This is a genomic window from Pseudomonas edaphica, from assembly GCF_965277385.1.
In the GTDB taxonomy this organism is placed as follows: Bacteria; Pseudomonadota; Gammaproteobacteria; order Pseudomonadales; family Pseudomonadaceae; genus Aquipseudomonas; species Aquipseudomonas edaphica.
Map to the genome: position 1 here is coordinate 2,824,125 of NZ_OZ255725.1, position 23,947 is coordinate 2,848,071.

General features: G+C 61.4%; 17 protein-coding genes. 1 reads left to right on the top strand and 16 read right to left on the bottom strand.

Features of this window, described 5'->3' with window-relative positions; all coding sequences use genetic code 11:
- Positions 1 to 9 precede the first annotated feature (9 nt).
- The 10 genes from ACQY47_RS12810 to hutC form a co-directional block, all read right to left on the bottom strand.
- Positions 10 to 1,419, bottom strand: coding sequence for an amino acid permease (locus tag ACQY47_RS12810; protein WP_017138609.1), 1,410 nt, complete (start codon positions 1,417 to 1,419; stop codon positions 10 to 12).
- A gap of 162 nt (positions 1,420 to 1,581) precedes the next feature.
- The gene (gene hutH / locus ACQY47_RS12815; protein ID WP_099549489.1) at positions 1,582 to 3,120 is read right to left on the bottom strand and encodes a histidine ammonia-lyase; all 1,539 of its coding nucleotides are present in this window, start codon (positions 3,118 to 3,120) and stop codon (positions 1,582 to 1,584) included.
- A gap of 31 nt (positions 3,121 to 3,151) precedes the next feature.
- Positions 3,152 to 4,675: an HAL/PAL/TAL family ammonia-lyase gene (locus ACQY47_RS12820; protein WP_428557201.1), complete on the bottom strand. Its 1,524-nt coding sequence runs from the start codon at positions 4,673 to 4,675 to the stop codon at positions 3,152 to 3,154.
- A 136-nt stretch (positions 4,676 to 4,811) separates the two neighbouring features.
- Positions 4,812 to 5,636: a quaternary amine ABC transporter ATP-binding protein gene (locus ACQY47_RS12825; RefSeq protein ID WP_046034013.1), complete on the bottom strand. Its 825-nt coding sequence runs from the start codon at positions 5,634 to 5,636 to the stop codon at positions 4,812 to 4,814.
- Entirely contained in the window at positions 5,633 to 6,484 is an 852-nt protein-coding gene (locus tag ACQY47_RS12830; protein ID WP_028615386.1) for an ABC transporter permease, read from the bottom strand. Before ACQY47_RS12830 ends, ACQY47_RS12825 begins: the two co-directional genes overlap by 4 nt.
- A gap of 72 nt (positions 6,485 to 6,556) precedes the next feature.
- Positions 6,557 to 7,522 carry an ABC transporter substrate-binding protein gene (locus ACQY47_RS12835; protein WP_428557202.1) on the bottom strand — a complete coding sequence of 322 codons (966 nt, stop codon included), beginning with the start codon at positions 7,520 to 7,522 and terminating at the stop codon, positions 6,557 to 6,559.
- Positions 7,523 to 7,591: 69 nt separating this feature from the next.
- Positions 7,592 to 9,037, bottom strand: a complete 1,446-nt coding sequence (locus ACQY47_RS12840; RefSeq protein WP_099549490.1) for a purine-cytosine permease family protein — start codon at positions 9,035 to 9,037, stop codon at positions 7,592 to 7,594.
- 191 nt (positions 9,038 to 9,228) lie between these two features.
- Positions 9,229 to 10,914, bottom strand: a complete 1,686-nt coding sequence (hutU, locus tag ACQY47_RS12845) for a urocanate hydratase (protein WP_017138616.1) — start codon at positions 10,912 to 10,914, stop codon at positions 9,229 to 9,231.
- A 341-nt stretch (positions 10,915 to 11,255) separates the two neighbouring features.
- Positions 11,256 to 11,816 (bottom strand): HutD/Ves family protein, encoded by a 561-nt coding sequence (locus tag ACQY47_RS12850; RefSeq protein WP_428557203.1) that lies wholly within the window; start codon positions 11,814 to 11,816, stop codon positions 11,256 to 11,258.
- Positions 11,813 to 12,523, bottom strand: coding sequence for a histidine utilization repressor (gene hutC / locus ACQY47_RS12855; RefSeq protein WP_017738808.1), 711 nt, complete (start codon positions 12,521 to 12,523; stop codon positions 11,813 to 11,815). The genes ACQY47_RS12850 and hutC overlap by 4 nt, the downstream gene beginning before the upstream one ends.
- Positions 12,524 to 12,670: 147 nt before the next feature.
- On the opposite strand from hutC, the gene ACQY47_RS12860 reads away from it, so the two are divergent.
- The gene (locus ACQY47_RS12860; protein WP_428557204.1) at positions 12,671 to 14,035 is read left to right on the top strand and encodes a formimidoylglutamate deiminase; all 1,365 of its coding nucleotides are present in this window, start codon (positions 12,671 to 12,673) and stop codon (positions 14,033 to 14,035) included.
- 160 nt (positions 14,036 to 14,195) lie between these two features.
- On the opposite strand, the gene ACQY47_RS12865 is transcribed toward ACQY47_RS12860, so the two are convergent.
- From ACQY47_RS12865 to ACQY47_RS12890, 6 genes are all read right to left on the bottom strand, one after another.
- Entirely contained in the window at positions 14,196 to 14,765 is a 570-nt protein-coding gene (locus ACQY47_RS12865; RefSeq protein ID WP_017138620.1) for a lipocalin family protein, read from the bottom strand.
- A gap of 30 nt (positions 14,766 to 14,795) precedes the next feature.
- Complete coding sequence (locus ACQY47_RS12870; protein ID WP_017138621.1) at positions 14,796 to 15,050, bottom strand: hypothetical protein; 255 nt, start codon at positions 15,048 to 15,050, stop codon at positions 14,796 to 14,798.
- A gap of 260 nt (positions 15,051 to 15,310) precedes the next feature.
- Positions 15,311 to 16,321, bottom strand: coding sequence for a class 1 fructose-bisphosphatase (locus ACQY47_RS12875; protein WP_003237460.1), 1,011 nt, complete (start codon positions 16,319 to 16,321; stop codon positions 15,311 to 15,313).
- A gap of 96 nt (positions 16,322 to 16,417) precedes the next feature.
- On the bottom strand, positions 16,418 to 17,761 hold the full coding sequence (locus tag ACQY47_RS12880; protein WP_428557359.1) for a DUF3999 domain-containing protein: 1,344 nt from the start codon (positions 17,759 to 17,761) through the stop codon (positions 16,418 to 16,420).
- Positions 17,761 to 21,267, bottom strand: a complete 3,507-nt coding sequence (locus tag ACQY47_RS12885; protein ID WP_099549493.1) for a DUF2339 domain-containing protein — start codon at positions 21,265 to 21,267, stop codon at positions 17,761 to 17,763. Before ACQY47_RS12885 ends, ACQY47_RS12880 begins: the two co-directional genes overlap by 1 nt.
- 205 nt (positions 21,268 to 21,472) lie before the next feature.
- Positions 21,473 to 23,923 carry a glycogen/starch/alpha-glucan phosphorylase gene (locus ACQY47_RS12890; protein ID WP_017138624.1) on the bottom strand — a complete coding sequence of 817 codons (2,451 nt, stop codon included), beginning with the start codon at positions 23,921 to 23,923 and terminating at the stop codon, positions 21,473 to 21,475.
- Positions 23,924 to 23,947: the final 24 nt, after the last annotated feature.

Consider the following 23,947-nt stretch of genomic DNA (forward strand, 5'->3'; position numbering starts at 1 on the left):
CTCCCTAAGTTATCGATGAGACAAAGCCGGGTCGTAATGGACCTTGGCCCCCTGCCCGGCAGCGGGCTTGACCCACAGCAGGTAGGCGAGGACCAGCAACACGATCCAGACGGCGCCGACCAGCAAAGCGGCCTGGGTGTCCGGGAAGTAACCCAGCACGCCAAACACGAACAGCATGAACACAATGGCCGCCGCTGGCGCATACGGCCAGAACGGTACCGGGAATTTCAGTTCGGCCACCTGCTCCCTGGTCATCGAGCGGCGCATGGCAACCTGGGTAAACAGGATCATCAGCCACACCCACACGGTGGCGAAAGTGGCAATCGAGGCGATCAACAGGAACACGTTTTCCGGGATCAGGTAGTTGAGCACCACGCCGCCGAGCAACGACGCGCCCATTACCAGTACAGTCATCCACGGCACGCCTTGCTTGGACAGCTGCGCAAAACCCTTGGGCGCCTGCCCTTGCTGGGCCAGGCCATACATCATGCGGCCGGCGCCAAAAATGTCGCTGTTGATGGCCGAGACGGCGGCCGAGATCACCACGATATTGAGGATGGTCGCTGCCGAGCCGATGCCAAGGTTGCTGAAGATCTGCACGAACGGACTGCCCTGGCTGCCAATCTGTGGCCACGGGTAGATGGCCATCAGCACAAACAGGGTCAGCACGTAGAACAGCAGGATGCGCAGCGGCACCGCATTGATCGCCTTGGGGATCACGCGCTGCGGGTCTTTGGCTTCACCGGCGGTGATGCCGATGATTTCGATGCCGCCAAACGCAAACATCACCACCGCGAACGAGGCGATCAGGCCGCCAATGCCGTTAGGCATGAAGCCGCCGTGGGCCCACAGGTTGCTCAAGCCGCTGGCCTGGGTTTCGCCAGCAGAATGAATGCCAAACAGCATGATGCCAAAGCCGCCGAGGATCATCGCCACAATCGCGCCGACCTTGAGCAGCGACAGCCAGAACTCCATTTCGCCAAACACTTTGACGTTGCACAGGTTCAGGCCGCCGATCAAAAACACGATACCCAGCACCCAGACCCAGCGCGCGACCTCGGGAAACCAGAAGCCCATGTAGATGCCAAAGGCGGTGACGTCGGCGAGGCAGACGATGATCATTTCAAATGCGTAGGTCCACCCGAGCACAAACCCGGCCATAGGCCCCAGGTAGGTGCTGGCGTACTGGCCGAAGGAGCCTGACACCGGGTTGTGCACGGCCATTTCACCGAGAGCACGCATCACCATGAACACGGCGGCGCCGCCGATCAGGTAGGCCAGCAGCACGGCAGGGCCGGCCATTTGGATTGCAGAGGCGGAACCATAGAACAACCCGGTGCCGATCGCTGAACCGAGTGCCATGAAGCGAATATGTCGGGCGCTCAGCCCGCGTTTCAAACCCTTTTCTTGCTGGTGCATTTCTCTTCCCTAGTTATTTTTATCCCGAGAAAATTCAAAATCGGCGAACGCTCAACCTGTGGGAGCTGGCTTGCCTGCGATGGCGGTATGTCAGTCACACATGTTTCAACTGACAGATAGCTATCGCAGGCAAGCCAGCTCCCACACTGGGTTGCGTTGCGGTTACAAGCTCGGCAGAAGCTTGGCCGGCACCAGCTCATTCAGGCAGCGGCTGGCGAGCAGTTCGCTGGCGGCATTGATGTCCGGGGCGAAGAAGCGGTCCTTCTCATAAAACGCCACTTTGTCGCGCAGGATCCCGCGGGCTTTTTCCAGCTTGGTCGAAGTCTTCAAGCCATCGCGCAGGTCCAGGCCCTGGCATGCCGCCAGCCACTCAACCGCGAGTACACCACGGGTATTTTCAGCCATTTCCCACAAACGCTTGCCCGCAGCCGGAGCCATGGACACGTGGTCTTCCTGGTTGGCCGACGTCGGCAGGCTATCCACGCTATGGGGATGCGCCAGCGCCTTGTTCTCACTGGCGAGCGCCGCAGCGGTGACCTGGGCGATCATGAAACCGGAGTTCACCCCGCCATTGCCGACCAAAAACGGCGGCAGTTGCGACATGTGCTTGTCCATCATCAACGAGATACGACGCTCGCTCAGCGAGCCGATTTCGGCGATGGCCAGCGCCATGTTGTCGGCAGCCATGGCCACCGGCTCGGCGTGGAAGTTACCGCCGGAAATCACGTCGCCCTCGGCAGCAAACACCAGCGGGTTATCCGACACGGCGTTGGCCTCTACCACCAGCACTTCGGCAGCCTGGCGGAACTGGGTCAGGCAGGCGCCCATGACTTGCGGCTGGCAACGCAGGGAATACGGGTCTTGCACCTTGTCGCAGTTCTGGTGCGACTGGGACACCTGGCTGCTCTCGCCGAGCAGGTCGCGATAAGCCGCGGCCGCGTCGATCTGACCGCGCTGGCCACGGGCGGCATGGATACGTGCATCAAACGGCGAGCGCGAGCCCAATACCGCTTCCACGGTGAGGGCACCGCACGCCAGCGCACCGGCGAACAGGTCTTCGCCTTCGAACAGGCCGCGCAAGGCATAAGCGGTGGATACCTGGGTGCCGTTCAGCAGCGCCAGGCCTTCTTTGGCCGCGAGGGTCAGCGGCGTCAGGCCGGCAACTTTCAGCGCTTCGGTGGCTTCCAGCCATTCGCCCTTATAGCGCGCCTTGCCTTCGCCCAGCAGCACCAGCGACATATGCGCCAATGGCGCCAAGTCGCCGGAAGCACCGACCGAACCTTTAAGCGGAATGTGCGGGTACACCTCGGCGTTGATCAGTGCGATCAGCGCGTCGATCACCTGGCGACGAATGCCGGAGAACCCACGGCTCAGGCTGTTGACCTTAAGCACCATGACCAGCCGCACCAGCGCATCGCTGATCGGCTCACCGACGCCGGCGGCGTGGGACAGCACCAGGGAACGCTGGAGGTTTTCCAGGTCTTCACTGGCAATGCGGGTCGAGGCCAGCAGGCCAAAACCGGTGTTGATGCCGTAGGCGGTGCGGTTCTCGGCGAGAATCTGCTCCACGCAGGCCACACTGGCTTCGATCTGCGCCGTGGCGCTGTCATCCAGAGTGAGGGTTACCGGCTGCTGGTAGATGGCTCGCAGTTGGGCAAGGCTCAGTTGGCCTGGAATCAAATTTAGCGCAGTCACATTCATGCTCCTTTGAATTGTTCTTTTGAATAAGTGTTTAGTGCAAATGGGGAATTGCTGAGCGCAGCAAAGCAGTGTCTTTGAGCAGCGCGGCGGTGGCGGCAATATCTGGCGCCAACCAACGGTCTTGTTCGTAAGGTGCGACCTTTTCGCGTAACAGACGCCAGGCGCTGTCAGTACCCGCGCCGAAACGCTGGTCCTTCAAAAACTCGAACGCCTGGGCTGCCAGCAGGTACTCGATGGCGAGAATCTGCGTGACGTTGGCCAACAGCTGATGCAGCTTGAGCGCGGCATTGGTGCCCATGCTCAGGTGGTCTTCCTGCAGGCCCGAGGTAACGAAATTGTCGAGCACCGCCGGTTGCGCCAGCTGACGGTTTTGCCCGCACAGCGAGGCGGCGACGTACTGCACGATCATCATCCCGGAGTTGACCCCAGGGTTGCTGACCAGGAACGCCGGCAAACCACTGACGTGCGGGTTGATCAGGCGGTCCAGTCGACGCTCGGCCACCGAGCCGATTTCGGCCATGGCGATGGCGAGCATGTCGGCCGCCAGCGCCACAGACTGCCCATGCGGGTTGGCCTGGGACACCACGCGGTAGTTGTCCGGCGTGCCGAGCACCAGCGGGTTGTCGGTGGCGCTGTTGAGTTCGGTCTCGATCTGGCGCGTGGCGTGTTCGACCTGATCACGCGCCGCACCGTGAATCTGCGGGATCGAGCGGATGCTCAGCGCGTCCTGGGTGCGGATGCCTTTGCTGCTGGCGATCACTTCACTGCCGTCAAGCAAGGCACGCAGGTTGATGCCGACTTGCTGCATGCCTGGGTGTGGCTTGAGGGCGATGATGGTTTCGTCAAAGGCATCGATCTGGCCACGCTGGGCCTCAAAACTCATGGCGCCGATCACGTCGGCCCATTGCAGCAGGTGATGCGCATCGGCCAGGGCCAGGCAGCTCAGGCCGGTCATGCACGGCGTGCCATTGACCAGGCACAGGCCGTCTTTGGCGCCGAGCACCACAGGCTGTAAACCTTCGGCTTTTAAGGCGGCTTGCGCCGTCACGATCTGGCCGCGATAGCTCACATCGCCAACCCCGAGCAAGGCCACGCCAATGTGGGCCATGTGGGTCAGGTAGCCCACCGAGCCCTGGGACGGCACTTGCGGCGTGATGCCATGGTTGAGCAACGCCAGCAACGAATGCACCACCTGCGGGTGCAGGCCGGATTTGCCGTGGCTGTAGTTGATGATGGCTGCGCAGATGATCGCGCGGGTCTGTTCGTCGCTCAGCACCGTGCCGACGCCACAGGCGTGGCTCAGCAGTGTGTTGCGCGACAACTGGCTGAGTTGTTCACCCTTGAGCGACACATTGCACAGCGCGCCCAGGCCGGTATTCACACCATAGGCGCGTTCGCCGCTGGTGACGATGCGTTGCACGATGGCCTGGGCATTGTCGATACGCGCCCAGGCGTGGCCCGAGAGTTCGAGCACGGCGCCGTGGCGGGCGACGGCGACCACGTCCTGCCAACGCAGTGGAGCGTCGGCGATGATGATTTTTGTTGCCTGGGACATCTTCATACCTTCTTCAATGCTTGTGCAGCTTCACTGGCCCTATCGCAGGCAAGCCAGCTCCCACATTTGAAATGCATTCCCCTGTGGGAGCTGGCTTGCCTGCGATGGCGCCAGCCGGCTCACCACAAGATCCGGATCAGACCACCGCCGCCCGGCGCTGAACAAACCGGTCCACATACTCATCCGCCGGCGAATGCAGAATCTCGCGCGGCGTGCCGACCTGGATCAGCTTGCCGTCCTTGAGAATCGCAATGCGGTTGCCAATGCGCACCGCCTCGTCGAGGTCGTGGGTGATGAACACGATGGTCTTGTGCAGGGTCTTTTGCAGCTCCAGCAACTGGTCCTGCATCTCGGCGCGGATCAGCGGGTCGAGGGCGCTGAAGGCTTCGTCCATCAGGATGATGTCGGTATCGGCTGCCAAGGCGCGGGCCAGGCCTACACGTTGGCGCATGCCACCGGAAAGCTGGTGCGGGTATTTGTTTTCGTAGCCTTTGAGGCCCACGGTTTCGATCCAGTGCAGCGCACGTTCGGCGCACACCTGCTTGGTTTCGCCGCGCACCTTGAGGCCGTAGGCGACGTTGTCGAGCACGCTCTTGTGGGGCAGCAGGCCGAAGCTCTGGAACACCATGCTGATCTTGTGGCGACGGAATTGACGCAGGGCTTCCATGTCCAGTTGCAGGATGTCTTCGCCGTCCACCAGGATCGCGCCGCTGGTTGGATCGATCAGGCGGTTGAAGTGACGCACCAACGTGGACTTGCCCGAACCCGAAAGGCCCATGATCACAAAGATCTCGCCCGTGCCGATGCTCAGTGACAGGTCGTTCACGCCGACCACGCAACCGGTCTCGGCCAGCACCTGGTCCTTGGTCTTGCCCTGGCCAACCAGCGCCAGGGCTTCCTTGGAGCGGTTGCCAAAAATCTTGAAGACGTTTTTAACTTCAATTTTGCTGACAGTAGTCATTTGCTCGCCTCATGCCGTGGACGACCATAGGCCTGGGTAATGCGGTCGATGACCACTGCAAGAATCACAATCGCCAGCCCGGCTTCGAGGCCACGGCCGACGTTGAGGGTCTGGATGCCGACGAGCACGTCTTCACCCAGGCCACGGGCGCCGATCATCGAGGCGATCACCACCATCGACAACGCCATCATGGTGGTCTGGTTGATACCGGCCATGATGCTCGGCAGCGCCAACGGCAGTTGTACGCCAAACAGTTGCTGCCAGCGGTTGGCACCGAAGGCATTGATGGCTTCCATGACTTCGCCGTCGACCTGGCGAATGCCCAAGTCGGTGAGGCGAATCAACGGTGGCGCGGCGTAGATCACCGTGGCGAAAATCGCCGGCACCTTGCCCAGGCCAAACAGCATCAGCACCGGGATCAGGTACACGAAGCTGGGCATGGTTTGCATGATGTCGAGCAGCGGCATCAATACCGACCGCAGGCGATTGCTGCGTGCAGACAAAATGCCCAACGGAATGCCGATCAGCACCGAGATCACCGTGGCGACCATCATCAGTGCCAGGGTTTGCATGAGCTTGTCCCACAGGCCAACCGCACCCACCAGGAACAGCAGACCGACGATCACCGCCGTGGTCACCACCTTGCGGGTGGCATGCCAGGCGACGCCGCCGACAATGGCGAGCATCAGCCACCAGGGCGCTGCACGCAGCAAGCCTTCCAGGTTGACGATGGCCCATAACAGCGTGTCGGAGATGTGCCGGAACACATCGCCGTAGTTGGTGACCAGTGAGTCCACCCAACCGTTGACCCAGTCGGCGATGGAAAACGTAAAACTCTCAGGAAACATAGCGTGCTCTCGATCCAGTGGGTTGTGGCCGGGTGCCCGGCTGGCCCTTGAGGGTAGCCGGACACGCTTGACCTACAAGGCCGCGTCGATTTTCTTGGCTGCGTCGTCGCTCACCCATGCGTGCCAGACTTCAGGATGTTCCTTGAGGAAAATTTTCGCCAGTTTTGGCGACTCAATCCGCTCTTTGGCCATGCGACCGAGGTTCTGGTTAAGCAGGTCGATGGGCAGGTTGACCTTCTCCAGCACCGCCACGAGTTCAGGCGCTTGCTCGTGGAAGGTTTTGGACAGGCCGACCTTGATGCTCACGCTTTTATCCACACCGGGCTTTTCCTGCAGCTTGACCAGATCGACCTGGCCCATCAGCGGGGTTGGCGACCAGTAGTAGAACAGGATCGGCTCGCCACGCTTGTAGCTCGACAGCACGGCCGCATCCAGCGCCGGGCCGGTGCCTGGACGGAAGTTGGTGTAGGTGCTTTCCAGGCCATAGTTTTTCAGCATTTCGCTGTTATCCAGCTCACAGGTCCAACCGGCCGGGCAGTTGTAGAAGCGGCCCTTGGAGGGCTCTTCCTGGTCCTTGAACACCGAGGCGTATTTGGCCAGGTCGGCGATATTTTTCAGGTCTGGTGCCTTGGGTTCCAGCTTGCGCTTGGCGTCGCCTTCGATCACATAACGCGGCACATACCAGCCTTCCACGGCGCCGACCACCGGCGCACCAACACCGACAACTTTGCCGGCCTTCTCGGCCTTGTTCCAGACCTCGCTGCGGCCTACCCACTCTTCGGCGAAAACCTGGATGTCGTTGCTGCTCAGGGCGTTTTCCATGGTGATGGAGTTACCCGGCAGGCTATCGGTTTTGCAGCCGTAGCCTTTCTCCAGCACGGTTTGCAGGATGTCGGTGAGCAACATGCCGCTTTCCCAGTTCAGCCCGGCGAATTTCACCGGTTTGCCGGACTCGCACCAACCCGCCGCCTGGGCGCCGGCAGAGGCCAGCAAGCCTGTAGATAACACGGTGGCCAGCAGGGTTTTATTCATCTTCATTGTTGTGACGCTCCCAATCTTGAAATGGATTACGGCAGTCAGTAGGCGTCCTGCCCTGTCCACGTCCCATCAGGCCTGTGCAGCCAGCCCGTTTGTCGTTGGTGCAGCGCCCTGCTCTATTGGCAGGATCAGTTGATCGGGCACCGTGCCGTGCCATTTTTTCGCACAGACGTAATACAAGGCCGCTGGCAGTACCAGGCCGATGATCCAGGAGATATCCACATCACCCAGCGCGGCAACCAAAGGGCCGGTGTAGAACTTGGTGGAGATGAACGGCAACTGCACCAGCACACCGAACACATAGACGCTGATACCGAGCAGGTTCCAGCGACCGTAGCGGCCATTCGGGTCGGCCAAAGCCGGGACGTCATAGCGCTCGCGGGTGATGCAGTAGTAATCCACCAGGTTGATTGCACTCCACGGCGTAAAGAACGCCAGCAGAAACAGGATGAAAGACTTGAACGCGCCGAGGAACGAGTGCTGGCCGAGCAACGCGATCAGGGTTGCAGTGCCGACAATCACCAGCACGAACACCAGACGCTGCAGGCGGGTGACCTCAAGGCGACCACGGAAGCCGCTGACGATGGTCGCAATGCACATGAAGCTGCCGTAGGAGTTCAGGGTAGAGATGGTGACCTTGCCGAACGCGATGCTGAAGTACAGCAGCGCAGCGGTGGCGCCTGTACCACTCAACCCAACGATGTAGGCGACTTCGTGACCGGCAAATTGCCCGTTGGACATGGCCGCGGCAAACACGCCAAGGACCATCGCCACCTGAGCGCCAATGACCGAACCTGCACCGGCGGCGAGAAAGGTTTTCAGCGAAGATGTCTTGCTTGGCAGGTAACGTGAATAGTCCGCCACGTAAGGGCCGAAGGCGATCTGCCAGGAGGCCGCGAGCGATACCGCCAGCAGGAAGCTGCTCCAGCTGAAGTGACGGATCTGCAAAAGCGCGCCAACGTCGGTCTGGCTCATCAAACGACTGAACAGATAGACAAAGGCAATCACGCCAATGACGCTGGCGACCCGCCCAATAAAGTGGATCACCCGGTAGCCCAGCACGGTGACCAGTACGATGACGCTGGCAAAAATCAGGATACCGACGCTGTCGCTGACCCCGAACAACTGGCCCAGCGCCTGCCCCGACAGCACGGTCCCGGTTGCGGTGAAACCGAGGTACATCAAACAGACCAGCACAATCGGGATGGCTGCACCGTAAACGCCGAACTGCACCCGGCTGGAGATCATCTGTGGCAGGCCAAGCTTTGGCCCTTGCGCCGCATGCAACGCCATGACGCCGCCGCCGATGAGTTGGCCGATCAACAGACCGATCAACGACCAGAACACATCACCGCCGAGCACCACGGCCAAGGCCCCGGTGACAATCGCGGTGATTTGCAGGTTGGCACCCATCCACAGGGTGAACTGGCTCAATAGACGACCGTGTCTTTCCGCTTCCGGGATGTAGTCGATCGAACGCCTTTCGATCAACGGTGTGGTGTCATTTGCAGCCATGTTGGTCAACCTCTGATGGATTGTTTTTCGGTGGTGCGGGTGAAACATGTCTTGTGTACACAGCAGGGCAAATGTGGGAGCTGGCTTGCCTGCGATGGCATCCCCTCGGTTCTGCCGAGAGACCGAGTCGCCCGCATCGCAGGCAAGCCAGCTCCCACACAAGCCAGCTCCCACAGGAACCAAGCCAGCCGTTACTTGATCATCGGCAAGTTGAGGCCCTGTTCCTTGGCGCAGTCGATGGCGATCTGGTAACCGGCATCGGCGTGACGCATCACCCCGGTGGCCGGGTCGTTGTGCAGTACGCGGGCGATCCGCTCAGCCGCTTCATCGGTGCCGTCGCAGACGATCACCATGCCCGAGTGCTGGGAGAAGCCCATGCCCACGCCGCCGCCGTGGTGCAGCGAAACCCAGGTCGCGCCGCTCGCGGTGTTGAGCAAGGCGTTGAGCAGTGGCCAGTCGGACACGGCGTCGGAGCCGTCCTGCATGGCTTCGGTTTCGCGGTTCGGGCTTGCGACCGAGCCGGAGTCGAGGTGGTCACGGCCGATCACTACGGGTGCCGACAGCTCACCGCTGCGCACCATTTCGTTGAATGCCAGGCCGAGCTTGGCGCGTTGGCCCAGGCCAACCCAGCAGATACGTGCTGGCAGGCCCTGGAAGCTGATGCGTTCGCGCGCCATGTCCAGCCAGTTGTGCAGGTGCGCGTCGTCCGGGATCAGCTCTTTGACTTTGGCGTCGGTCTTGTAGATGTCTTGCGGGTCACCCGACAGCGCAGCCCAGCGGAACGGGCCGATGCCACGGCAGAACAGCGGGCGGATGTAGGCCGGTACGAAGCCTGGGAAGTCGAAGGCGTTTTCTACGCCTTCTTCCTGGGCCATCTGGCGGATATTGTTGCCGTAGTCGAAAGTCGGGATGCCTTGTTTCTGGAATTCCAGCATGGCTTTGACGTGCACGGCCATCGACTGCTTGGCGGCCTTGATCACGGCAGCCGGCTCGGTTTTGGCGCGGGCGCGGTATTCGTCCCAGGTCCAGCCGGCAGGCAGGTAACCATTGAGTGGGTCGTGGGCGCTGGTCTGGTCAGTGACCATGTCCGGGCGCACGCCGCGCTTGATCAGTTCCGGCAGGATTTCGGCCGCGTTGCCCAGCAAGGCGATGGAGATGGCCTTGCCTTCCTTAGTGTATTTGGCGATGCGGGCCAGGGCGTCGTCGAGGTCGGTGGCTTGCTCGTCGACATAACGGCTGGCCAGACGGAAATCGATGCTGACCTGCTGGCACTCGATGTTCAGCGAGCAAGCGCCAGCCAGGGTCGCAGCCAACGGCTGAGCGCCGCCCATGCCGCCGAGGCCGGCGGTGAGTACCCAACGGCCGGTGAGGTCGCTGTTGTAGTGCTGGCGGCCGGCTTCGACGAAGGTTTCGTAGGTGCCCTGCACGATGCCCTGGCTGCCGATGTAGATCCAGCTGCCGGCGGTCATCTGGCCGTACATGGCCAGGCCCTTGGCATCCAGTTCGTTGAAGTGTTCCCAACTGGCCCAGTGCGGCACCAGGTTGGAGTTGGCGATCAGCACGCGCGGAGCGTTGCTGTGGGTCTTGAACACGCCGACCGGCTTGCCGGATTGCACCAGCAGGGTCTCGTCGTCATTCAGGTTGGTGAGGCTCTCGACGATCTGGTCGTAGCACTCCCAGTTGCGCGCCGCACGGCCGATACCGCCGTACACCACCAACTCTTTCGGGTTCTCGGCCACTTGCGGGTCGAGGTTGTTCATCAGCATGCGCAACGGTGCTTCAGTTAGCCAGCTTTTGGCGGTGAGCTTGTTACCGCGGGCGGCACGGATTTCGACGTCACGGTATTTAGTAGGCTTGGCTTTCGAAAAATCGGTCACAGCTGGACTCCTCGGCATGGTGCGCGAACATTGATGGTGCGAAGGAGAGTCTTACGCACACATCTTTACTTGTATGTACAAGCATATGCAATCAAGCGGCCAACTTGGTGAGAGAGCGGGTGAGATTTTTTTGGGAGGTGCGTGAAAGCCTCGGAAATTAAGGCTTTGAGGCTTGGTGAATTTTCTTACAGAGGGAGTTTGCGGACGGGGACATTGTTCAGGACGGCCTGGCATTGCGCCAAGCTGGGGCGTTCGGTAACAAATTGGTGCGCGGCTGGAAACAGCTCTTATGAGCAATGAAAAGCAAATGTGGGAGCTGGGTTGCCTGCTCCCACAGTTTTTTAACCGCGTGCGGTCAGTTCGATTACGCAGCAGCGGCCGGTGACAGAAATATCCAGCAGGTCATTGTTACCGTCGATTTGCAGGCAATCGTGATGGCCGAGCTTTTCACCCAGCACCTTCACTTCATCCGCCACACTGAACACCAACACCGTGTGCGCCGTGCTGAAAAACCGCTGCACGCCGTCAATCCATTGCAACCGTGCGTGGTAACGCTCAGGCGAATAAATCAGGTTGAAATCGCGGATCGGCCCGGTGATCAGGCGGCACGACACCTGGCTGTCACCCTTGAAGGCGAACGGCTGCAACGGTAACAGCCCGCGCTGTTCCTCGCCATCCACGGTCAGAACCATGCCCGCACCTTTGATCACGGTGATCACACGCTGGTAGCCGGCGAAGGTAGAAAACCCACCCGATTCGGCTATATCGGCGATCGACAGGCGCCAGCCAAAGCCATCCAGGCCAGTGCCTGCGTCACGGGTGATTTCTTCGGTGCTGCCGCCGCCGTTTTTCCATGGCATGCGGATGTAGTCGGCGGCGCGCCAGACTTTCACTTCACTCATTTACTGAAACGTCCTTCCAGGCTATGACGGGAACCGGGGTGGATCAAACGCGCGGCGGTCACCGGCTGGCGGCCGGACCAGGTGCGGCGGCGAATCAACAGGCAAGGCTCGCTTGGCTCGATCTGCAACAGCTTGCACTCGGCGGCGTCGGCGAGGATGGCTTCAACCACATGCTCGCCCTCGGTCAGTGGTGCGACCTGGTTGAGGTAGGCGTACGGCGTTTGCTGGGTGAAATCCTGTTGCAAGTATTCCGGCGCGACCAGAGCGTTGACGAAGCGGTCTTCGATTTGTACGGGAATGTCGTTTTCAAAGTGCACGATCAACGAGTGAAACACGCGGCCGCCTTCGCGCATTTCCAGGGCCACAGCGCGCTCGGAACCGGCGGCCTCTTCGCCCAGGTGAATAACCTGGCAGGTATGCCGATGACCGCGGGAGGCGATCTCATCGGCAATGTTGTGTACTTCAAACAGCGCCGATTGGCTCTTGGGTTCGGCGACGAAAGTGCCAACGCCCTGCATGCGCACCAGCAACCCTTCGGCGGTGAGCTCACGCAGGGCGCGGTTGATGGTCATGCGGCTGAAGCCTAACTGGCTGACCAGTTCGCTCTCGGACGGCACGCGGTAATGGGGCGGCCAGTTGCCGTTGAGAATCTGCTGGCTGATCATCTGTTTGACGCGGGCATACAAGGGCGCCGGACTTTCGTCCATGTGGGCAGCCAGCGAAGACTTGGCGGGCGGAGTCGGCACAGGGAATCCTTGCAGGGGGAAAAGATGCATAGATTGCCGGAGTTTACCGAGCAGGCAAACGTCTGTATATGTATATACAAATAAACACACGACCGGAGTGCCTTGATCATGTCCGCTTTCTTTGCCGAACGCGCGCTGCTGCCTAATGGATGGGCCAACGATGTACGCTTTGAAGTCAGCGCCGATGGCGTGCTGACCCAGGTTGAGCCCAATGCCAGCGCAGACAACGCCGAACGGCTCAGAGGCCCGGTTGTGGCGGGCATGCCCAACCTGCACTCCCATGCGTTCCAGCGCGCCATGGCCGGGTTGGCCGAAGTGGCCGGCAACCCGAATGACAGCTTCTGGACCTGGCGCGACTTGATGTACCGCATGGTCGGCAAGATCACCCCGGAACAACTGCAGGTCATCGCCCGCCAGCTCTATATCGAGATGCTCAAGGCCGGTTACACCTCGGTGGCCGAGTTTCATTATGTGCACCACGACGTCAGCGGCCAGGCGTATGCCGATCGCACGGAGCTGTCGCGGCAGATCAGCCAGGCGGCCGCCAGCAGTGGGATTGGCCTGACATTGCTGCCAGTGCTCTACACCCATTCCGGCTTTGGTGGCCAGGCGCCGAATGAAGGCCAGCGGCGCTTTATCAACAGCACCGAAGATTACCTGGACCTGCAAGCACGCCTGAAGCCCATTCTGGCGGCGCAGCCAGCGCAGCAACTGGGCCTGTGTTTCCACTCACTGCGTGCCGTCACACCCGAACAGATCAATGAGGTGCTGGCCGCCAGCGACAAGGCATGCCCGGTACACATCCACATCGCCGAGCAGCAAAAAGAAGTCGATGATTGCCTGGCCTGGAGCGGCAAACGCCCGCTGCAATGGCTGTATGACAATGTTGAAGTGGATGAACGTTGGTGCCTGGTACACGCCACCCATGCTGACGCCGATGAAGTCACGCGCATGGCCAAGAGCCGGGCAATCGCCGGCTTGTGCCTGACCACCGAAGCCAACCTGGGCGACGGGATTTTCCCGGCGGTGGATTTCCTCGCTCAAGGCGGGCGTATGGGTATCGGTTCCGACAGCCATGTGTCACTGAGCGTGGTGGAGGAGTTGCGTTGGCTCGAATATGGCCAGCGCCTGCGGGACCAGCGGCGCAACCGCCTGTATCGCAGTGATCAACCGATGGTTGGCCGCACATTGTTCGATGCTGCGCTGGACGGCGGCACCCAAGCGTTGGGGCAGCCGATTGGTCGATTGGAAGTCGGCAAGCGGGCAGATTGGATTGTGCTGGATGGCAATGACCCGTACCTGGCGACGGCAATCGAGGATGGCATCCTCAATCGCTGGCTGTTCGCCGGTGGTGATCGCCAAGTGCGCGATGTGCTGGTCAACGGCAAATGGGTGGTGCGCGATGGGCATCATGCTGGCGAAGAAGAAAGCAGCCGGGCGTTCACCCACGTTCTGAGGAATCTACTCGGCTAAAAAACAATGCAAAACAAATGTGGGAGCTGGCTTGCCTGCGATAGCATCACCTGGGTGTAACTGATACACCGAGGTGTCTGCATCGCAGGCAAGCCAGCTCCCACACAAGCCAGCTCCCAATTCAAGCCAGCTCCCACATTGGATTGAGGGTGACCTCAGGTTACTGCGAGGTCTTCGCCATCTGCTTGTCCGACGTGCGGAAGATCAGTCGCGTCGTGTCATACCCTTGCTGGCGCGCCCTGCTCAGCAGGTCTTCGCGGGTGTCGGCGCTCACCGTCGGTGTGCGCGACAAGATCCACATATAACGCCGGCTCGGGCTACCGACGATGGCGGTCTTGTAATCATCACTCACGTACAGCACCCAGTAATCGCCCTTGGCGACGCCTGGCAGCAACGCGGTGAACCAGTTATTGAATTCCACCCAGAGCTTGTCGGTCTTGCCCGGCACTTGCGGCGTGGCCGTGCCCTTGGCTTCTTCCCACTTCCACTCTGTGGTCAGGCAGCGGTTAAACACCGACATATCGCCATCCGGCAGCAGGGTGTAGCGAGCCTCGGACTGCGCGCAGTTACGCTGGAAGTACATCGGCAATCGGGCCAACTCATACCAGGTGCCCTGGTAACGCTTGAGGTTGACGTTGCTCGCGGTCTTGGGTTGCAGATCATCGCCAGAATGGCTGGCGCAGCCCGCCAAAAACAGACTGGCGCAAAGAAACAAAACAAAACGCATCATTCTTCTTCTCCCGCAGGCTCGCGCCCCGGTTTACTTCAGGCCTTGCCCGGAAAACATCAGAACTTTGTCACCGGCGTACTGCACGCTGATAAAGCTGTTTTTATCGCCCCACGTGCAACTGGACATGCCCAGCGCACCGGAACAATCGGTCGGCTTACCCAGCAACGACTCCACCTCGGCCTTGGCCATGCCAGCCGACAGCTTCGCGTAGTTTTCTTGATTGACCTTGCTGCACGCGGCTAACAGCACGCAAAAAGCCAGCAGGGAGAGACGGCGTAAAGACATGGAAAAGCTCCTGGAGAGACAAAGCAGCTGGGGTATCTGCCAGAAGCTTAGAAGGGAAAAGAGGTGTCTGGTTCCCGATGGGCAAAAACAAAAAAGCCCCGAAAACGCTGAAACGTTTCGGGGCTTCCTCTCATTCAAAACTTCAAGTCTTGAATGCTTCTGTGGCGAGGGAGCTTGCTCCCGTTCGGGTGCGCAGCGCCCGCAAGCTTTTTGGGGCCGCTTCGCAGCCCAACGGGAGCATGCTCCCTCGCCACAGAGGTTTACTTCTTGTGATAAGCCGTCACACGCTCAACTTCTTCCTTCGAGCCCAGGAACACTGCCACACGCTGGTGCAGGCCTTCCGGCTGGATGTCGAGGATGCGCTGGTGGCCGTCAGTGGACGCGCCGCCTGCTTGCTCAACCAGGAACGACATCGGGTTGGCTTCGTACATCAAGCGCAGCTTGCCCGGTTTGGAAGGTTCGCGGCTGTCACGTGGGTACATGAACAGGCCACCACGGGTCAGGATGCGGTGTACGTCGGCAACCATCGCAGCGACCCAGCGCATGTTGAAGTTCTTCTTCAACGGGCCTTCTTCGCCGGCCATCAACTCGCCCACGTAGCGGGTCACAGGCTCTTCCCAGTGACGCTGGTTGGACATGTTGATCGCAAATTCCTGGGTGGAAGCAGGAATGGTGATGTCTTCGTGGGTCAGTACGAAGCTGCCCATTTCGCGGTCCAGGGTAAAGCCTTTGACGCCGTCACCCAGGGTCAGCACCAGCATGGTCTGCGGGCCGTAGATGGCGTAACCGGCAGCAACCTGTTCGGTGCCTGGCTGCAGGAAGGCCTTTTCGTTCAGGGCTTCGTTCTGGCTCAGGTATTCGTTAGGGCAGCGCAGTACCGAGAAGATAGTGCCGACCGGTGCGTTGATGTCGATGTTGGACGAGCCGTCGAGTGGGTCGAACACCAGCAGGTACGCGCCTTTCGGGTATTTGCCCGGGATCTGGTAGGCATTGTCCATTTCTTCGGACGCCATGCCGGCCAGGTGGCCACCCCATTCGTTGGCTTCGAGCAGGATTTCGTTGGAAATCACGTCGAGCTTCTTCTGCACTTCGCCTTGGACGTTTTCAGTGCCCATGCTGCCCAGAACACCACCCAGTGCGCCTTTGGACACGGCGTGGCTGATTTCCTTGCAAGCACGCGCCACCACTTCGATAAGGAAGCGCAGATCGGCAGGCGTGTTGTTGCTGCGGGTCTGCTCGATCAAATAGCGACTCAGGGTAACGCGGGACATGGAAGGCTCCGGAAAATGGGGGGCTTAAAAACCCGCGCAGTTTAACGCGAGTCGAGGGTTATTTCCTCTAATCAGAGGATTTAACCCCAATAGAGTTCACGGCTTGGCCGCCGGTGCACGCAACAAACTGTAGGCCATCGCCCCTAGCGCCGCTACACCCAGCAGGAGCACGGCCCACAGGCCGAGTTTCTTCCAGTCGGTGCCCGCATCGGGTGAAACGGCAATCGCAGGCGATTTGACCGTCACGTCGCCTGTGACCGTGGCCTGCCCCAAGGTCTTGATACGCTCGGTGCTGTAGTCGGGAATCAGCGTCGACAGCGGCAAGTTAGCGGCCTTTACCGACGGGTTGCCCAACGCCAGGGTAAACGGCGGCTCGCCCCGCGCCAGGAACACCAACTGCGTGGCGCGCACAGCAAAACGCAATGCCGGCGCTTCCACGCCCAGGCCGCCGCCGCGCTCGTCCACCTGCAACTTGAGTTCGCCCACGGCCACGCCTGGCAATTGCAATTCATCCTGCACCACGTCCTGGCCGTTCTGGGCCAGGCGATACAACAAGCCATTGCTCAAAGGCTGCCAGGCTTGATTGGCTTCCCGCCGCCCCGCCAACGTCACGGGCGCCAGCGTGTTGGGCTGCTTGAGCTCGACGCGCAAGCGCTCCACATGCAGCCCCGTCGGCAACTGCCAGCTGTATTCACCCGCCTTGAGCCGCGTACCCGCCAACGGCTGCGACCACACCAAGGGCATTGGCAGGCTGCTGCTGGTGGCGCTCACAAGCTTGGCCGAGGTCAGCGTCGGCGCGGCCTGGCCTTGCCACAGCAGGCGCAGGTAACGCGCCGATTGCCCCGGCAGGCTCACGTCATGTTGCTCGACCCGCTCATCGGCAAACGATAGGCGCGCCACCTGGCCATCGCCCCAGGGTTCCCAGTGCTGCAGGTCATCGCTGGCTTCAATGCTGAAACGCTGGAAGCCATCCTGTTCGCGACTCCAGTCCAGGCTCAGTTGCTGCAGCGGCGCCCTGATCGCGCTGGCGTCCAGTACCCAGCCACGCAGCACCTGTTTGCCGGCCTTGGACGGGCGCACTTCCAGCAGCGTGCCTTCGGCGGTGGATTTCATCACCACGTCCGGCACACTTTGGCGGGTGTCGGCGGCGTACAACGGGAACCACTTCACGTCGGCGACCGTGCGGCTTTCGGTGCGTTGCGCTGATTGGCGCGACAACGCATAAGCCTGGGGCTCGCCGGCGGCGTTGAACACGCGCACATCACCAAGATCCGCCTGGCGCGCGCTCAATTGCACCGACAGCGGCAACTCCAGGCGATACCAAGGCCCGTTGCCACTTACCGCCAACGGCACCTGTGTGGTGAAGTCGGCGGGTGTTTCTTGCGCCCACGCCGACAACGTCGAACACATGCCCAACGCGATCACGCTCAACTTACCGATCAAGAGGATGCTCCTTCAGTTTCCAACACCGGCTCGGCGCGTTTGGGCGGCAGCGGTGCGAAGTAACCCACCACCAGCAACAGCCCGCCCACACCAATAAACGATACGATCCGCGCCAGCCCGCCACGGTTGCTCAGCTCGACAAAGAACAGCTTGGCGACCACCACCGCAATCAACGCCGCGCCGATCAGCCACACTTCGCGACGATGGCGCAGGTGGCCGCCGATCATCAGGCCCAGGGCGATCAGGGTCCAGACCAGCGACAGGCCAGCCTGCACCCACATGGACGCCAGCAAGGTATCCAGTTGGAACGGCACGCCCGCCCAATGGTGGGCGGTGCGCATCACCAAGGCCGTGAAGAAGGCAAACAGCGAAGCACCTGCGACACCTTGGGCGATCAGTTCAGCACGCGGCCCGCGCTGCGGCGCCACGCTGCGCGACCACAGGTAAATACCCAGCAATGCGAACAGCAGGCCCACGTCCAACGGGTTGAGCAATGGCACGTACGGCAGTGGTTTCGCCGTGCCGTCGCTGAAGATGTTCGCCAACCAGAACCAACCGAGCATCAATACCGCCAGCGGCAACGCGGCCAGCACACGGTATTCACGCGGGTTTGCCGACACCGGCCACGGCCAACTGCGCGGTGCCGCCGCCAGCACCAGGTACAGGCTTGGCAGAATCGCCCAACCCAGCCAACGCCAGGCGTTGTACTCACTCGACAGCAGCAACAGGCCGTAACGCAGCTCCAGCGCCAACACACCGATCAACATCCAGCAGCCGAACACATGAGCGATGCTCAATACCTTGCCCGGCACCACCGCCGCCAAACGGCGCAGCGCGATAAAATGCACCACAAACACCGCCAACCACGCCAGCCAGCCGTAATGCGCTGCCGGGTGGTAGTAATCATGGGCAGACACCAGCAACACCACGCCCGCCGCCGGCATCAGCAAGGCGCACAGCATGCCCAGAGATGCCCAGCGTAAACGTGCGGCCAACAGCGCCCAGATCGCCACGCTCAGCGCCGCGATGCCGAGCAGAAATGCGCCTTGCAGCGCTTGCGGGATAAACCGCAGCACTTCGCCGATCAACGCCAATGCCCACCAGGCCGCGCCCCACACCAACAGCAGGTCGGACAGGCGTTGCAATTTCAACACGTCAAACACCGGCGCCTGCGACTCACGTTGCAAGCGCCAGGCGCCCACCATTGCAGCCAGGCCCAGCACCATCGGCGTCCAGAAAGCGCTGTGCGCCAAGGGGCGCAAGCCCTCGCTGTTCAACGGCCCGAGCAACTGCGGCACCGCCAACAGGAACGAGGCACCACCGATCAGTTGCAGCAGCAAACCAAACACGAAACTCACGCGTTGTTGCAGGTACAGGCTCAACCAGATGATCAGCAAGCCACTGGCCGCCCACACGCCGCTGGCGCTTTCCCATGGCAGCACAAACAGCACCGCAAGGTTGATCAGCACCAGACCCGCGAGCAGCACCACCGACAAGCCACGCAGCAGCCGCACATCGCTGCGCACCATGTCATCGCGCGCCGCCATCAGCATGCCGCCGACCAACGCCAGGCCGATCAGCGAGGCGGTCAACAAGCCGGTCCAACCGGCACTGAATACCGCGGCCCCATCACCGCCCTGCAAGCGCAGGAGGAACAACACCCCACCGAGCAATTGCACAGCAAAGGCAGTGAACAGGAAGGTGCGCGAGCCAATGCGCAGGCCGACAAACAGCGTCAGCAGCCCGGCGATTGCCCAACTGATGGCGGTGCCTTGGGTCAGCAACAACAAGGGTGCAAGCAGGTACAAAAAGGTCAATCCCAGGCTCGCCAGCACGGGCAGGCCGTTGCGCTCCCATTGCGCCGCTTGTTCGGTCGATGCCTTGCGCAACTGATCGAAGCTGAACAACAGGGCCGCGCCCAGCAACAGCGCGCCCAGTGGCGCACCGTCGAGCAAGGTCAACTCGCCAACGCGCAGTTCGCTGAGGAACGCCAGCGCTGACCCCAACTGTAACAACAGGCCAAACGCACGAGCCAACGGCCGCTGCTGACGCAAGCCGAGCCAGAAGATCCCGGCGCCCTCCACCGCCCAGGCCGCTGCCGTCCAGCGCGCGTCGAGGCCCAGCGGAATCGCCAGGCTGGCAAAGATCACGCCCAGCGCCAGGCAAGTTTCGGCCAGCAGCAAGGCGCGCCCGCCACTCAGCATCCGCGCCAAGCCCATGTAGATAAGGCCTAAACCGAGTGCACTGAAGGCGGCGGCAAACTCCAGGTGCTGCACCACGGCGAACTGCAAGCCAAAGCCTACCAACGGCGGGCCGAACAGCATGCTGCCATCAACATAATCACCCTTGGCCGCCGACCAGCGCAGCAGTGCCTCACGGCCTTCAGGCGCATCGCCCACTTCTTGCAGCTTGCGGCGGGCGAACAACAGGCCGATGGCCAGGTACATCAGGAAAAACAGGATCAGGAACGGCTCGGTGCTCCACAGCAGTTCCGGTGTGTAGGAGCGCATGCCCCAGGCGAAGCCTATGCCGAAGGTGCCGACAAACCCGATCAGGTTGAGCAGACGCCAGGCCTTGAACCACGCGATGGCCAGAATGCCGGCGTTGAGCAATGCAAAGTAACTGAACAGCGCCACATGATTACCGGCGCCGGTTGAGGTCAGAATCGGCGCGGCAAACCCACCCAGCGCCGCTGCGCAGGCCAGGCCGAGGGCATCCTGGGTGATCGCCAGGATTGCCGAGAACACCGTGACCGCCACCAGCAGGCCGAGTGCCGCGCCTGGGTCGATCAACGGGTGCAGGCGCATCGCAGCAAACACCGTCAGGTACAACACGGCAATCCCGGTACCCTGCAGCATCAGCCCGTAATTGCTGTTGCGCAGCCGTAACCACCAACCCAGGCCCAGCAGGCCGATGGCGGCAGCGGCAACCCCGGCGTAACGCAGTTCAATCGGCACCACCACGCCTTCGGTGGCATAACGCAGCAAGAAGGCCAGGCCAAGGAACAGCAGCACCACGCCAACGCGCAGCACGGTGTTGCCGCCGAACAGCCAATTGCGGGCGCCGCCGATGGCGCGCTCGATCAGGTTGGGGCCGCGGGGGATGGCAGGTTCTTTCGGTTTTGGTGCTGGGGTCCAGACGTCCTCCGGCAGTGGCTGGCTCGCCTCGGCCATCACGGCGACGGGCGCCAGTTCGGTGGGCAGCTCCCAAACAAGTTCGGGCTTGGCAACGGCAGGTGCAGGTTCAGGGATGGGGGCTTCGACAATCACGCTGTTTGTAGGCGCGGGCACTTCCAGTTGCCGCAGGCGCTCACCCAGGGCTATCAATGCCTTCTGCGTGGTCTCTAACTGAAGCGCTTGCTGGTCTGCCTGGGCGGACAGCCTCGACAGGCGAATTGCCTGACCAATGCCCAAGCCCAATAGCGCACCGAAGCCGGCATCGGTGAACGACTCATCGAGTGTCCAGCCGAGCACCAGGCCAATCAGCATGAAAATCCATTGCATGGTCGATATCCCTAAGCAGCCCGAGGCGGGCAAACCGAGGCCTAGTATATCGACGCAAAGCTAATGTGGGAGCGGCTTTTGTGGCGAGGGAGCTTGCTCCCGTTCGGGTGCGAAGCGCCCGCAATAGCCGGCGGCTGCTACGCAACCGAACGGGAGCAAGCTCCCTCGCCACAGAGGCCTGCTACCACTTGGAGGCCTGCGGTGTTTAGTCGAGGGCTTTCCAGATCTCGGTGGCGTATTCGCGGATGGTGCGGTCCGAGCTGAACCAGCCCATGCGCGCCGTATTGAGCACAGCCGAACGCCACCAGGCCTTGGAATCGTGCCAATGCGCTTCGACCCGCGCCTGGGCGTCCCAGTAGGCGTCAAAGTCGGCGCACACCAGGAAACGGTCGTAGTCGATCAACCCGTCGATCAAGCCCACATAGCGGCCCGGATCATCCGGCGAGAACACCCCGCCACGGATCGCTTGCAACACATCGTTGAGACGATGGGAGGCTGCCACATCCGGCCCGGCGTGGAATTCACCGGCGTGCTTGCGGGCTTCCACTTGTTCGGCGCTGAGGCCGAAGATAAACATATGCTCGGCGCCCACGCGCTCGTGCATCTCCACGTTGGCGCCGTCCATGGTGCCGATGGTCAGCGCGCCATTGAGGCCGAACTTCATGTTGCTGGTGCCAGAGGCTTCAAAACCGGCCGTGGAAATCTGCTCGGACAAGTCCGCCGCCGGGATGATGCTTTCCGCCAGGCTGACGTTGTAGTTGGGCAGGAACACCACCTTGAGCAAGCCGCGCACGGTCGGGTCGTTGTTCACGGTGCGGGCGATGTCGTTGGTCAGCTTGATGATCAACTTGGCCTGGTGATAGCTGGCCGCCGCCTTGCCCGCGAAGATTTTCACGCGCGGCACCCAATCGGTGCCTGGCTCGGCGCGGATTGCCTGGTACAAGGCCACGGTGTGCAGCAGGTTGAGCAGTTGGCGTTTGTATTCGTGGATCCGCTTGACCTGCACGTCGAACATCGCCGCCGGGTTCACCGAAATGCCCAGGCGCTCGTGGATGATCTCGGCCAGTGCCCTCTTGCTGTGCAGGCGCTGTTCGGCGAAGGCTTTGCGGAAAACCTGCTTCTCGGCGAAGGTCTCCAGCTCCGTCAGGCGGGTTTCCATGGTGTCGAGGATGTCCGGCCCCAGAGCCTCCACCAGCATCTCGGTGAGCTTGGGGTTGGCCTGGTACAGCCAGCGGCGGAAGGTGATGCCGTTGGTTTTGTTGTTGATGCGCTCCGGGTACAGCTTGTGCAGTTCGGAGAACACCGTGCTGCGCATCAGCTGGGTGTGCAAACCGGACACACCGTTAACGCTATGGGAGCCAAGGAACGCCAAGTTACCCATGCGCACGCGGCGGCCGTTGTCTTCTTCGATCAGCGACACGGCACGCAATACGTCGAAATCGTGGATGCCCTTGGCGCGCAGCGAGTCGATGTGCTGGGCGTTGATCAGGTAGATGATCTGCATATGCCGAGGCAGCATGCGTTCCATCAAACCGACAGGCCAGGTTTCCAACGCCTCGGGCAACAAGGTGTGGTTGGTGTAGGAAAGGGTTTCGACGGTGACATCCCACGCGGCTTCCCACGGAATGTCATGCAGGTCGACCAGTTGGCGCATCAACTCAGCCACGGCGATGGACGGGTGGGTGTCGTTGAGCTGAATCGCGGCGTGTTCGCCCAGGCTGAGTACCGAGCCGTGCATGTTCTTGTGGCGGCGCAGCAGGTCTTGCAGCGAGGCCGAAACAAAGAAGTATTCCTGGCGCAGACGCAATTCCTGCCCCGCTTCGGTGCTGTCGGCCGGGTAAAGCACTCGGGAGATGCTTTCGGCGCGGGCCACTTCGGCGACGGCGCCCAAATGGTCACCGGCGTTGAAGCGCTCCAGGTGCAGGTCTTCTACCGCTCGGGCACGCCACAGGCGCAAGGTGTTGACGCTGGCGCCGCGCCAGCCGACTACCGGCGTGTCGTATGCCACCGCGCGAACTGTTTCGTTGGGCGTCCACACCTGGATCATCTTGCCGGAGGCATCCGCTAGGGTTTCGACGCTGCCGCCAAAGCCGATCGGGTAAATCACCTCGGCCCGCTCGAACTCCCACGGGTTGCCGAAATCCAGCCAGCGTTCGGTCTGTTCCTGCTGCCAGCCGTCGACAATCGCCTGGCGAAACAGGCCGTGTTCATACCGGATGCCATAGCCGTGGCCGGCAATGCCCAGGGTCGACATGCTTTCCATAAAGCACGCGGCCAGGCGGCCCAGGCCACCGTTGCCGAGCGCCGCGTCGGGCTCCAGCAGGCGGATGCGCTCCAGGTCCACGCCCAGTTCGGACAGGGCTTCGCGGGCAATCTCCAACACCCCCAGGTTGCTCAGGCTGTCGTAGAGCAAACGGCCGATCAGGAACTCCAGCGAGAGGTAATACACCCGCTTCTGGCCTTTGCGGTAGATGCGCCGCGTGTGGTTCATCCAGTGGTCGACCATCTGGTCGCGGGCGGCCAGGGCAATGGCTTCGAACCAGTCGTGGTCGAAGGCGTGATCCGGGTCCTTGCCCACCGCGTAAGTGAGTTTGGTCAAGACAGCATCGCGGAATGCGGCTACCTCTGCTTCTCGTGCAAGCGGTTCCTGAGACATCGGTGCGACCTCGGGCGAGATTGA

Coding starts and splice junctions, on each gene's coding strand:
- ACQY47_RS12810 (WP_017138609.1), bottom strand. CDS start 1,419: ATGCACCAGCAAGAAAAGGGTTTGAAACGCGGGCTGAGCGCCCGACAT.
- hutH (WP_099549489.1), bottom strand. CDS start 3,120: ATGAATGTGACTGCGCTAAATTTGATTCCAGGCCAACTGAGCCTTGCC.
- ACQY47_RS12820 (WP_428557201.1), bottom strand. CDS start 4,675: ATGTCCCAGGCAACAAAAATCATCATCGCCGACGCTCCACTGCGTTGG.
- ACQY47_RS12825 (WP_046034013.1), bottom strand. CDS start 5,636: ATGACTACTGTCAGCAAAATTGAAGTTAAAAACGTCTTCAAGATTTTT.
- ACQY47_RS12830 (WP_028615386.1), bottom strand. CDS start 6,484: ATGTTTCCTGAGAGTTTTACGTTTTCCATCGCCGACTGGGTCAACGGT.
- ACQY47_RS12835 (WP_428557202.1), bottom strand. CDS start 7,522: ATGAAGATGAATAAAACCCTGCTGGCCACCGTGTTATCTACAGGCTTG.
- ACQY47_RS12840 (WP_099549490.1), bottom strand. CDS start 9,037: ATGGCTGCAAATGACACCACACCGTTGATCGAAAGGCGTTCGATCGAC.
- ACQY47_RS12850 (WP_428557203.1), bottom strand. CDS start 11,816: ATGAGTGAAGTGAAAGTCTGGCGCGCCGCCGACTACATCCGCATGCCA.
- hutC (WP_017738808.1), bottom strand. CDS start 12,523: ATGGACGAAAGTCCGGCGCCCTTGTATGCCCGCGTCAAACAGATGATC.
- ACQY47_RS12860 (WP_428557204.1), top strand. CDS start 12,671: ATGTCCGCTTTCTTTGCCGAACGCGCGCTGCTGCCTAATGGATGGGCC.
- ACQY47_RS12865 (WP_017138620.1), bottom strand. CDS start 14,765: ATGATGCGTTTTGTTTTGTTTCTTTGCGCCAGTCTGTTTTTGGCGGGC.
- ACQY47_RS12870 (WP_017138621.1), bottom strand. CDS start 15,050: ATGTCTTTACGCCGTCTCTCCCTGCTGGCTTTTTGCGTGCTGTTAGCC.
- ACQY47_RS12875 (WP_003237460.1), bottom strand. CDS start 16,321: ATGTCCCGCGTTACCCTGAGTCGCTATTTGATCGAGCAGACCCGCAGC.
- ACQY47_RS12885 (WP_099549493.1), bottom strand. CDS start 21,267: ATGCAATGGATTTTCATGCTGATTGGCCTGGTGCTCGGCTGGACACTC.
- ACQY47_RS12890 (WP_017138624.1), bottom strand. CDS start 23,923: ATGTCTCAGGAACCGCTTGCACGAGAAGCAGAGGTAGCCGCATTCCGC.